This is a genomic window from Pseudobacter sp. (assembly GCF_051955275.1).
Classification (GTDB): Bacteria; Bacteroidota; Bacteroidia; order Chitinophagales; family Chitinophagaceae; genus Pseudobacter.
Map to the genome: position 1 here is coordinate 21,286 of NZ_JBQCGW010000013.1, position 12,150 is coordinate 33,435.

General features: G+C 41.7%; 6 protein-coding genes and 1 tRNA gene. 2 read left to right on the forward strand and 5 right to left on the reverse strand.

Annotated elements, in window-relative coordinates; all coding sequences use genetic code 11:
• Window positions 1-5 precede the first annotated feature (5 nt).
• The 3 genes from ACTHMC_RS01710 to ACTHMC_RS01720 all read right to left on the reverse strand — a co-directional run bounded on the left by ACTHMC_RS01710 (window position 6) and on the right by ACTHMC_RS01720 (window position 5,648).
• Complete coding sequence (locus ACTHMC_RS01710) at window positions 6-3,608, reverse strand: SusC/RagA family TonB-linked outer membrane protein (RefSeq protein ID WP_440410288.1); 3,603 nt, start codon at window positions 3,606-3,608, stop codon at window positions 6-8.
• A 203-nt stretch (window positions 3,609-3,811) separates the two neighbouring features.
• Window positions 3,812-4,978: a FecR domain-containing protein gene (locus ACTHMC_RS01715; protein WP_440410290.1), complete on the reverse strand. Its 1,167-nt coding sequence runs from the start codon at window positions 4,976-4,978 to the stop codon at window positions 3,812-3,814.
• Between the two features lie 67 nt (window positions 4,979-5,045).
• The gene (locus ACTHMC_RS01720) at window positions 5,046-5,648 is read right to left on the reverse strand and encodes an RNA polymerase sigma factor (RefSeq protein ID WP_440410291.1); all 603 of its coding nucleotides are present in this window, start codon (window positions 5,646-5,648) and stop codon (window positions 5,046-5,048) included.
• Between the two features lie 176 nt (window positions 5,649-5,824).
• Between ACTHMC_RS01720 and ACTHMC_RS01725 the strand changes: the two genes are divergently transcribed.
• Window positions 5,825-5,896: transfer RNA gene (locus ACTHMC_RS01725), tRNA-Glu, on the forward strand.
• 461 nt (window positions 5,897-6,357) lie between these two features.
• On the opposite strand, the gene ACTHMC_RS01730 is transcribed toward ACTHMC_RS01725, so the two are convergent.
• Both ACTHMC_RS01730 and ACTHMC_RS01735 read right to left on the reverse strand, forming a co-directional pair.
• Complete coding sequence (locus ACTHMC_RS01730) at window positions 6,358-8,175, reverse strand: hypothetical protein (protein ID WP_440410293.1); 1,818 nt, start codon at window positions 8,173-8,175, stop codon at window positions 6,358-6,360.
• Window positions 8,168-11,170 carry a protein kinase domain-containing protein gene (locus tag ACTHMC_RS01735; protein WP_440410294.1) on the reverse strand — a complete coding sequence of 1,001 codons (3,003 nt, stop codon included), beginning with the start codon at window positions 11,168-11,170 and terminating at the stop codon, window positions 8,168-8,170. The genes ACTHMC_RS01730 and ACTHMC_RS01735 overlap by 8 nt, the downstream gene beginning before the upstream one ends.
• 395 nt (window positions 11,171-11,565) lie before the next feature.
• On the opposite strand from ACTHMC_RS01735, the gene ACTHMC_RS01740 reads away from it, so the two are divergent.
• On the forward strand, window positions 11,566-12,150 hold a 585-nt coding region (locus ACTHMC_RS01740), incomplete at its 3' end, for a hypothetical protein (RefSeq protein WP_440410296.1).

Sequence of the window (12,150 nt, forward strand, 5' to 3'; positions counted from 1 at the left end):
TTTGCTTAGAATGAAACATTGGCACCGATGGTCAGGCTATTGACTCCTGTCAGCTGCGTTCTGGAACCACGCAGCGCATTGAAGAACTCCGGATCTATATTGTGCTTGTTGGCCCTCCAGAGCATGATATTGCTCATTTGAATGCTCAGGGAAATATTCTGTGCATTTATTTTGCTTACGATATTACGGGGCAGCATATAGGCCAGGGTTATATCACGCATTTTCAGGAATGATGCATCCAGAACATTGGTATTGGCGTAGACATAATAATTGATATGCCTTGTACTGACACTGTTATTTACATTACCTATCCAGCGTGGGATATCGGTAAATGCTTCGTCGCCCTGCTCCCTCCAGCGTTTGTCAAAGTCGGCATGCACATTTCCTCCGTTTAATGATCCAGCACCAGGGAATAAGCGGTTCATGTTATACATCGTATTTACATCCCTGCGCATTACATGTCCGAGGTTAGCAACAATATTGGCTGTAAGTGAGAAATCCCTGTAACGGAAAGTATTTGAAAAACCACCGCTCCATTTGGGTTGATAGGTACCCATGAAAAGCATATCCTCCGGTTTGGCCACATTGAGGTCTTTGGTAATCTTTCCATCACTCAGTCTTATTTGCGGATCTCCTGCGGCGTTCAAACCGGCGTAATCATAGGCGAAAATGGCATAGGCTTCGTACCCTTGATAATAGCCGCCATAGGCATTATTGGTGATCACTGCATTTCCTGTAACGATGTTGACATTGTTGGCTAGACGGGTGATCTTGTTTTTATTGTAAGCCAGGTTCAGTATAGAGCTCCAGCCGAAATCCTTTCCACGGATGTTCTCTGAGCGGATAGAAAGCTCGATACCCTTGTTCTCCATATCGCCCAGGTTTCCGATCACAGATGAGTAACCTGCAAAAGGATTGGTTGGCAATTGCCCCAACATATCATAGGTTTTTCTTACATACAGGTCAAGTGAACCATTGAGCCTTTTACCCAGCAGGCCGAAGTCGATGCCGAGGTTAGTTGTGCTGGTAGATTCCCACGACAGCCTCCGGTTGGCAGGTGATACAATGGAATAAATACGGCCACCGGGATAAACGGATGAGCTTGAACCGCCGGAAATAATATCCTTGGAAGAAGCGATACCTGGAGACGGTGCATTGCCTGTGAGGCCGTAAGTCAGTCGCACCGCCAACATGTCCATCCATTTCACCTGCTGCAAAAAGGACTCTTCTCCGATATTGTATCTGGCACCGATACTCCACACAGGCCGGTTCTGAGCTGATTTATCAATACCGAACAAGCTTGATTCATCTTTTCTCCAGCTACCATTTATAGTATACTTATGAAGGAAGGTATAAGCAAGATTTCCATACACGGACCTGAACCTGTTTTTTGATTCTGAAAAAGTAAAATCGTTTGAATAGTTCCAGTAACTCCTGTTTGAATTATACAATAAAATGGGGTTGACGATTCCCGCTGCAAGCGTTACGTAATCGAGCGCCTGGGGACTAAGCAAACCATCATTGAATCCCCAGAAGGTACTGGAATTCCCGCGTGAAAAAGATTCCTGTACTTCCACGCCAGCCAGTGCAGTGACCTGGTGGTTGGATGCATCCCAGTCACGGTTGAATACAAGCTGGTTCCTGATGGTCCAGTTCTGCTGTGAGCTGTTGCCCACTGCATATTTGCCGCCGGTAGAAGGGAAATTATATTTGATGGTATTATCCAGCACGGAGCCGGTAGCGAAACTCACTACCATATTACGTACGCCGTAAGACCTGTCGTCATTGAAAGCCTGGCTCTCACTTGATCCTTTGATAAGTCCATAAGTTCCTTCGAATTTCAGTCCTTTATATAAGTTAACGGAGACACCTGCTGTGATCCGGGCGAGTAATGACTGCGTATTGGAATAGCCGTACTCCGCTTCATTGAGAGGTACATAGTTCAGGTTGACGCCACTGCGTGATTCCAGGTTCTGCCTTATACTTTCTGTTCTGTACAACCAGGGCATGGCGATATTGCTGCCATCGTTGTTACGGAAAAGCTGGTAAGGTAGAAAGCTGGGTGATGCTGATGTTAATGGTTTATTTTTCGAACGGCTATTGGTAATGTCAGTGACGAGGTAGGCAGAGATCCGCTCGTTAACAGTATAATCCTGCCGGAGGTTCAGTTTGTACGTATTGCTGTTATTGAATGCGTTCTCGCCTTTGTTTCCGGTGTAGGCCATGGAACCGTAAAAACGGTATTTTCTGTTGCCTCCTCGCAAAGAAAGGGTGTGATTGGTCAATTGTGCGTTGCGGAAAAAAATATCCTCCATCTGGCCAAGGTTATTGATACCGGCCAGGCTGTCGAGCTTTTGATCTTTTGTTGCTTCGGAGATCAGCCCGCGGCTCCAATCATAAAGGATCTGTTCATGAGGGGGAACTCCTGAACTTACGCTGTAAGTTGGAACTGAAATGGAAGCCCAGCTTGTGTTGGCCGGATCGAAGATATCCTTTGCATTCTGAATAAACTGCTTGCTGTTCAATACAGGGAAATAAGACAGGTCGGGTTTTCCCATGAAATTGGTGAACATATTGTAATTCACCGTCAGTTTATCGCTTGCCTTCCCTTTTTTGGTGGTTATCACAATAACGCCATTGGAAGCTCTGGCCCCCCAAACGGAGGCGGCGGTTGCATCTTTCAGAACCGTAACACTTTCTACATCCTGCGGATTTACTGAACTGATATCACTTACAGGAATACCGTCTACAACCACCAGTGGATTACGATCTGAACCGATGTAGTTACCGGGGGATGGATTAAAATAACCAACGGTAGAAAGGCCGCGTATCTGGAACCGGTCGGCGCCTGATGCGTTGTTAACGGTAAGGCCAGGGATCAGACCATCCAGGCGTTGCAGCACATTCATGGAACCAGACCTTTGTGCAAAGATCTCCATATCAGGTTGCGCATATGCCCCTGCACTTCGTTCGCGTGAGATGGTCTGGTAACCGGTATTCACCACCATTTCCACTCCATCGAGTTCTTTAACGGCAGGCAGCAGCGTAAACACTGATCTATTGGCGGAAGAAAGCAAGGCAGGTGTTACTGTAATACTTTTTGTTTCCATACCTACGAATGATATGACAAGTACGTCGCCTGCTTTCACATCAAGAGAAAAGTTTCCGTTATTGTCGGTTGACGTGCCATTGCTGGTGCCTTTCACCAACACCGTTGCACCTACAACGGGTTCGCCTTTTTCATTGATGATACGTCCGTTGACAGGGGGGATGGAGCGGTAAACGGAAATAAGTTCCGGCTGGGGTGCGGGCAGGGATTTCCGGGTGAAGAAGATGGTTTTCCCCTGTTTGAAAAAAGTAAGTGAGCGGCCTTCCACCAGGAGTGCCAGGAATTGGTCCAGGGGTATACTTTTTACAGGCATATTGATACTGCTTTGCGCTTTCATCACCTGCGCATCGATGGCCACTTCAAATCCCGTTTGTTTTTTGATGGAATTGAGCACTGCTTCGAAGGACATATTCCTGTTGGGGAGTGTAACATCCTGACCTTTTCCGAATGCGTAGCAGTGCATTAATGCGGTGGTGAGTAAAAGTGCAGATAATCTCATTATTCTCATGATTTTGGCCTGCCTCCGACGCCTTGACTGGCTGCAGGAAAGTACATAGCAGTTTTTTTGCATAGATTTGCAATGTTTGGTAGTAAATAAATGGTTGACACACCGTTTAGATCAGCCGAACGTTCCGGGAGCGGGTCCAAGCGCTTCCGGTTTTGTTTTTACCGGCTGATCCGGTTTAATATTCTTTATATCTCTCAGGGCATGATGATCAGTTTTCTTCCTTCCTCCCTGTATCGTATATCCAATCCTTTAAAATATTGCAGCACTCCGCTCAATGGAACATCCATTGACATGCCTCCCCAAAGGGATTTCTCCGGTATGCCTCCTTCAAAAACGATCTCTATATTATACCAGCGCTCTAATTCACGGCAGATCTCCACGAACGATTTTCCTTCGAAGTTGAACTTCCAGTTTTTCCAGGCTACCACGTTAGCAACCGCCACATTCTCGAAAACCTGGAGGCCGTTATTACTGAACCGGACCTGCTGGCCGGGACGCATGCGGATTTTTTCAGCAGTGGGGCCAGCTGAAACCAGCACTGCCCCTGAAATGAGCGTGGTGCGCAGATCGGCTTCATTATCGTAAGCATTTACATTGAATTCTGTTCCCAACACTTCCACTTCCGTTTTCCGGTTTACATCCACTACAAAAGTTCTGGAAGGGTTTTTAGCCACCTCAAAGTATGCCTCACCGGTAACTTCCACTCTACGATTGTTTTCTTTGAAAGAGGTTGGATAACGGATGGAACTGGCCGCATTCAGCCACACCCTGGTGCCGTCTGGCAGTGTAAGCTGAAATTGTCTGCCATTCGGGGTGGACATAGTGTTGTAGGCAACCACATCTCCATCACCTTCATACATGAGTGAACCGTTATTCACCTTTGCGGTGACGCCGTTTTCCAGGGCCACTACAGCATTTTTGATGGTATCCAGTGCAACCTGGGTACCATCTGCCAGGGTAAGGATGGCTCCCTTCTGGCCGGGCAGGATCTGATTTGCGTGGACAAAATCTTCTGAATTTTTCTTTACCGGCCTGTTTGAATATACGACCAGGAGTATGGTTGACACTACTATCAGGAGAGCTGCTGCGGCTACAATCTTCCATTGACGGAGGAAGAAGATCCTGCGTGGTTCCGGACGCAATTCAGTACTGCCAAAAATAGCAGACAATATGCTGTTACTGGTTGCCTGGTCAGGTTGATCCGCAGGTTCAGCTTCATCGTAAGCTTTCGACAGCAGCTCATTAACAATATTTTCATGTTCCGGCATTGCTGCCATTGCGATCCACTCGTCCCTTTCTGCGGGTGTAGCGGACTGGCTTAAGCAGCGTTCAAACAAATAGGAAAGTCGGTCTTGTGTCATAGTTAAAATGGAATTAGGCTTAGGTCTGTATACATTGAGGCCAAAATTTGTATCAAGGGGGGGAAGATCAGGAAATTTTTTTCAGGGTTCCGGCCAGGATGAGGAGAACGGGTAGCAAATCAGTATGTACCATGAAATAGGCCCTGATCTTTTTTGTAGCCTCGCTCATATTATACTTCACTGTTTCAGCTGACACACCCAGTCTGGCGGCAACTTCTTCCCGCGTTAACCCCTCCTCTCTGATGAGCAGGTGGGTTTCCTTCTGTTTGGGTGGCAACCGGTCAATTGCCTGCTGCAGCACAAGGTTATACTGCTTCAGTTCCAGTATTTGTTCTCCGGTAAAATGAAAGGCAGGTTCTTCTATAGCCGGCGCCAGGAATTGTTTTTCCCTGGCCAATAGCTTTATTCCTCTGTAGGCAGCCCTGCGCGCAATGGCATGCAGGTAAGCTTCAAAATTTTCAACATGCTGGAGTTGGCTTCGTTTGAGCCATATTTTAAGGAAAACGTCCTGCAGAATTTCCTCGGCCATCTGCCGTGAGTTGGTCAATTTAAAAGTGGTGGAGTAAATCTTTCCGCGATGGTGCATGAACAGTAATGAGAACGCCAGTTCATCGCCTTCCGCAATACGTGAGAGCAGTTTAGATTCATTGTATGGTTCATCTGGCAGCAAAATCTCCGCACTTTGGTATAAACAGCTGCAAACTAGGGTAAAAATTCTTAATCTGTTGGGATATTTCCAGGCGGAAATGCTGTCTTGCTTTTCACCGGGTTTTATATTGCTGAAGATAAATTTGGAAAATACCGGAGATAAATATTCTTTCTCCTATATTTGCACCCCCTTACAACGCCGCGTTCGTCTAAGGGTTAGGACACCACCCTTTCACGGTGGTGATACGGGTTCGAATCCCGTACGCGGTACTTCATGGGACTTTTCGAAATCAAATCGGAAGGTCCCATTTTTATTTCCGCCAGAACCCGCGCTGATACTGCATATTTCGGCAAAGACAGGATCGACACCAGTGGTTCGATAATAATTTTTCTCAAAAATTAATTTGCCGGAAAAGATCGAACCCATTACTAAACGCTTGCCTTGCAAGGTGGCATTAGAATAATACCTGGGCAGATTTTTAAGTAAATCAGTGCAGGGAAGAATATACTTGGAAACCTCCACGCTGCTTTGGGATAAGTTGAAGATATCCTATTGCGTATGAGCGCCTTTCTGTCAAATACAATACTAAACCCTCAAGAGGCGGAACGATTTATTAACAGGGTCTTAAACACGGTAAACTCTAAAGCTGAATATATTTTGGATAACCCGGATCTTAATTAATAAAATAATAATCAAATTGGAAGCAATTTGTAAAGATATCAATAACGATTTACTTCTTAAGTCGTATGTTATGGGCGACTAAATCCATTCCCAGGCGATCATCTTTTGGTGGTTTAATCATAAAATTGACCTGTGCGCCTACTCTTATCATATCCTTGTGATCTTTAAAATCGTTAAAATGAAAAAAATACCGAACGCCGTTTTTGCCTTGTATTGACCCTATATGCTTTTGATCGTTCAATTTAATAATTTTTCCCGTATCCTTTTGAGAGTTACTGCTATCGCCATCCGAATTTTCTCTCCAGGTCTTAAGCAGTTCTTTGTAAAGAGCACCTGAATTGGCATATGCGCTTCCTTCTGTGTAGACTTCCTCTAGCACGACCTTCAATTTATTTGGCACAAACCATCCCTGTTCATCCCTAATTAAATTAACGAGCAAGAAATGTTTGAACGCTAAAACTGTGTCTCCTCCATCTTTGAATATTTGCCCAAGTAGAAAAAACAGACCATCCTTTTTTTCTTTGTCGCCATAAGCTAAGGCACCCTTACACCCAAATTTTTTTGCTTTTTCAAGGTCACCATTCCCAAAGTATAATTCAGCTAGTTCTTTTTGTATGAACCACTCTCCTTTTCTACGTTCAATCACCTGCATTTCAATTATAGCCTGAGGAATATTTCCCAAGCCCTTGTTCGAAAGCGCTATTTTTCTAGCGAACCATAAATCATTGTTGTAGTGGAACCTCTCGATTGTAAATAATGCTTGTTTCGAAATATCAATGCACTCCTGAAATTTCTTTTGCTTCAAGAGCGACAATGAGTAGTATGCATGCCAGGTCTCTAGATCAGAAGCTAACTCGACTGTTTTGTTTTTCCCTCCTTTTACAAAATCAATTGTGTCGCAATTTTGGCTCAGTGCCTTATCTCTAAATGGAGTCAAAAAACTCTCGATCCAAGCCCAATTTGGATTTGACTTTTGCTTTTCCGCTTTAAGGCTCAATTTAAACAATCTTGAAAATGGAGAGTAGGTTGAATCTAATGAGAACAGGGTAATATAATTCGATATTAGATTTAATGTCTCATTTGTCAGGTGCAAATCAGGTAACTGTAGATTGTCATTACCTTGGTTGTCTTCTAAATCTACCAATAGCGAGTCAAATTGAGAATCAGAATCATCTTCCTCTTCATCATTGATTTCATTTTTTAAACGTGAATATAAACACCAACCAAAAGAATTAAGGATTTGCTCCGGTACTTTTGAATCAACTGAAATTCCTAAAAATTTTATAAAACCAAAAGCTCTCTCCACATGTCCTGACTTCCTAAAAATGTCCATAATCCCACTTACAACATACGCGTCTGAAGCAATAACCTCTTTAACTTGATTGTGTTTTATGTTTATTCCTTTCAGCAGGTTCAGTAAGTTGTCGGCTTTAATAGGCTTCCGCTTTTTCTCATACCCAATTACCTTAACGAGTAATTGGGTAATTAGCAACCCATTCTTTTCATCTAAGAAAGAAATCTTACTTAGAAAATCTATTGACTGCATGACAACACCATCTAATACCTGCTGGTCTTGCTCACTGGTCTTAAGGATATTATGAAACAGCCAACCTAACTGATTGGTAGAATAATTGTCTTTTAACTTAAACACGTCGACCTCATATGTTATTAAAAATTCCAAACCACCTAATAGGCCATTTTGCTCCCTGTGACATTTTAATAGGTCGCCAACTATATAGGAATTGTTCGCAATTTCCTCTTTCTTAAAATTTACACAATTTTCACGAAAATTGATAATGACATTTTCATATTTACCCTCCTTAACGAGTTGATGAAGGTATCTGGAATAGCTTTCAATACTATGCATTTTTCCTCCTTAGATTCGATTCAACTAAATCTTTCACTTCTTGATAAAGCGTGTGAGAATTAAACTTTATTGGTAAGAAAGTTGTAATAAATCCATCCGAATTGTAATAAATGGTTAACAGTATGAATTCATCGTCTCTAGCGATCATGTACTTTTCATGAAAAGATTCATGTTCTACTGAAACAATATTAATTCTATTTTGGATCAAAGTGTTCTTAAAATCTTCATAAAGGTTTTTTAAAAATAGTTCTGGAAAATTTGTGTCGATTGTCGAGTTCTCACTTTCTAGAATTTTTATTATTTGTTCAGAAAACTCATTCTTTGGATACGGAGTACTCTTAGTTAACTTGCCGTCAGCATTGTAATAAAACCTAATCTTAACGGTATGGCCGTTTTCATTCGCAAATGAGTAAAGTTCTTGATAGCTGTGATGTTCTATCTTGGTAACTTGAATATGATAGGAACTAAGTTTTGATGAAATCATATACCAGATCACCGGCAGTGATGGAAACTGAGCAGGAAACTTCAGTTTATCAATTTGTGGCTTTAGATTCTCTGGTATTGTCACGTCCAATGGCACGTTAAAAACATTGCGCTGAGCTTTTTCAAAACGATCAAATACATCAAGGCGTTCCCTCCACTCAATTTTTATGTATGGATGTATGTCCGAAAATCCAATCAAATAAACTTTCGATTTTGCGCATGAGATCGCGGTGTATAACCACCGAAAATACTCTTCGTTAGCTTTAGCCTTTTCCGTTTCGCAGTTAATAAATACATAGTTCCACTTAACACCATTCGCCTTATGACAGGTCATTGCATATGCATACTTCACAAAGGCACTGTTGTAATAGGGATCAGTTTTGAGATAGCTAGTGAATTCGTGTTTGTCAGCTTGATTCTTTCCACTCTTCTGTTTGAAATTATTTCTTGCCAGTAACAGAAGCCCCAATCGTTCTTCTTTCGAAATATCTTTTTCGACCCGAAGATAATTTTCTAGGATTGTTATTTCCTCTTCTTTTTGATACCTCGGAATTAGAACCCTGGCCTTTCGAAAAACCAAATTAATGACTGGTTTTCCTCGTAGATAGACTGGTTTTATATCTTGATCTCCAACAGACATAACCTCCACAATCTCTCCTTTATAAATCTGCATAGGAAATAAGCCTGTCAGCGGGCCGGATACGAATATCGTATTATTGATTGTTAACAAATCCCCTTTCTCAAGAATGCTTGTCCTTCCCAGTAAGTCCCGGCGTATCGAAATATTTGCGTCAAGAGCATGTTTATTTGAATACGTCAAAAAAATACATTGGTTTAATGAAGTTAGTTTCTCGTAGTTCTTCGTGAATTCTTCCCTATTAATTCTATGAACATTAATTTGATTATCGGCGACTAGCAGGTTGTTGAATATACCTTTTGCTATTGACTCATGAAGTGTTTTAACGCAATCTAAAATACCCCTTTGATGCTCGTCAATAATTATATCGGTTAATTCAAAAAATTTTGTACTAAGTTGATAGGTATTATTCAAATGATTCTTTGACAAAGCAGATTCCTCATTTGTTCCTCGGCTTAGTCGCTTGTCATCGCCAACTATGATCAACTTTCTTTTTGGGTGTTGCTTAAAATCAATAAAATGAATAAGGTCATTTAGAAGCTTTCCTGACCCAAAAATAAAAAGTTCATTTTCGCTAAAACTATCTGAAAGAAGTTGTGCTTCGTCAACAATATAAATAACTTCATCGCCGTCAGAGTTGTTTTTAACGGAATAATATGCACGTTTAATATCAGTTTCTGACACGTCCGACTTTTCCAAGTCGATGCTTTCCTTTTCGTCCCTATCAACAACAGAAGGGATGTTAAAATTGTAGATGAACCTGTATATACTCTGAGCTTCCAATCCGCTGGTTAGCATTAACTGCTCGGCTATTCGACTTCCTACAGTTAATAATTTGAAAGCCAAATTCGGATTATTGGAACGCGCTAAATATTTTTTTATGAGTGTTGTCTTACCGGTATTTACAGCACCAGTCAAGATCAAAACATTAGTTTCCTCATCATTTATGAAATGGTCAATTACATTCAGCCCATTCTTTTGACTATCAATTAAATCATGCTCATCTTCATCTGTTACAGAAACAGAAGTTAAATCGTATAGAAACTTGGAAATTGATTGAAAGCGATTTTCCGTATCTAGTTCAAGCCCCTTCACAATAATGCTATTCAACTCGTCCGAAATTTTCGGGTTGATTGAAATTGGTTCAGGCATTATTTGTTGTAACCGATGATCTGCCCTCAAGGGAACTGAACCAGTTAGGCAGTAATAACAGGTAGCAGACAATCCGTAAACATCAATGAAATGCCCTTTTTTCCCATTTTTATCGTATTGTTCTAACGGAGCAAATCCATGGGATAAGATTGCAGTATGTTCTTCGTTTCCGTACACTAGTTCTCTTGCTGCGCCGAAGTCTATTAATACTGGTTTACCATTAGTTCGGATAATTATGTTTGAGGGTTTAATGTCACGATGTAAAGTTCCCTGGGAATGAATATATTCGAGAGCATGGGCAACTTCTTTCATATATTTTAAGGTCTCAGACTCGGACAAGTAAAGTTTGGAACCTAAAATCTCTTGCAATGTCTGTCCCTCTTCAAAATGCATTACAAAGTAGGCAGTATTATTACCCTTAAATGCGTCAAGGATTTTAACAATGTTTGGATGATCAAATTTTGTTAATGTTCTTGCCTCGTTAAAAAACTCATCTCGGTATTTCTCAAAATCAAAGACTCCAGTGTATCCTGGCATTTTTACTACGCTAAGATCTTGACGGTAGCAAAAATTTAAAGGGTAGAACTCTTTTATTGCTACGGGACGATTAAGTTGGTCAATAGCTTTATAGGTGATGCCAAATCCACCTTGTCCTAAGACACGCTCAATTACATAGCCATTATCTCTCAACGAAGTCCCTATTGGAAGCGCATGACCATTCATTTAACTCAGGCTTTAATATTGTAAATAGACTAGCGCATCGACTTCTAAGTCGGTGGCATCAATTCAGTGCAGCCTCATGATCAGGTTGGTTGGGAAATTGTCTATCAACTAAAAGTAAAAATTTATTTGCTATCGGTCAAACCAATGCGCATAAAAAGATAAATCCCGGCCCGTGTTTAATATATTTTTGACCTCCTTTCTATATTGTAGCATTATGAGTCTTGGAATCGCTTAATTTTTCAAGCTACAAACCAACTTGTCGGTCTTGAATTTGTAATTACCGATTCGAACCTTTTGAACTTCCCCATATTAAAACCACGCGTCACGTTGTTTATCAGTTCCTTATATAAAGTAATATTTAAGGGACGCTAGATCATCAATTATAACGTCTTTATATGTATTTTTTCTATTTTTATATCATGTATAATGATCGAGCTATTAAGTGGATCAAGAGCGTGACCCGGGATGGGGGTAACGCGTGGGCATATTTGGAATATAATGTTGGGGACATTTTTGATCTGCGTTTTCCGGATAATGCTCTCTGGTATCCAACGAATTATGGTAAAGTCCGGCCCAACGAGCTGATGGTCCTTTTTCAAACACTAAATGCGGGGCCGGGTTATCCGGAAGGCACCTATGTAACGCACTTGGTTACACCAGTGGATGGAGTTGTGGAAATAGATGATAGCCCGCACCATCCTTATAAGCGTTATGTTTGTGTCGTTGGACGGACAGATCCAGCGTACAAAGTTGATCTAACAGAATGGAGTTTTTATAAGCCAAACCGAGGACAAATTTGTGATATAATAAAGATAGAGCGACGGGCTGGACCTGACTATACGCTGCAGCAAAAACAGGGTTTTATTTGGAATATTATCAATAACATGGACTTAAACCTGGATGAGGAGGTTGCCGAACTCCAAGCGGTGCCGACGGTCGACGAAGAAGGTATGGAAGAGGGCACAGACTTGGTGTTTCTG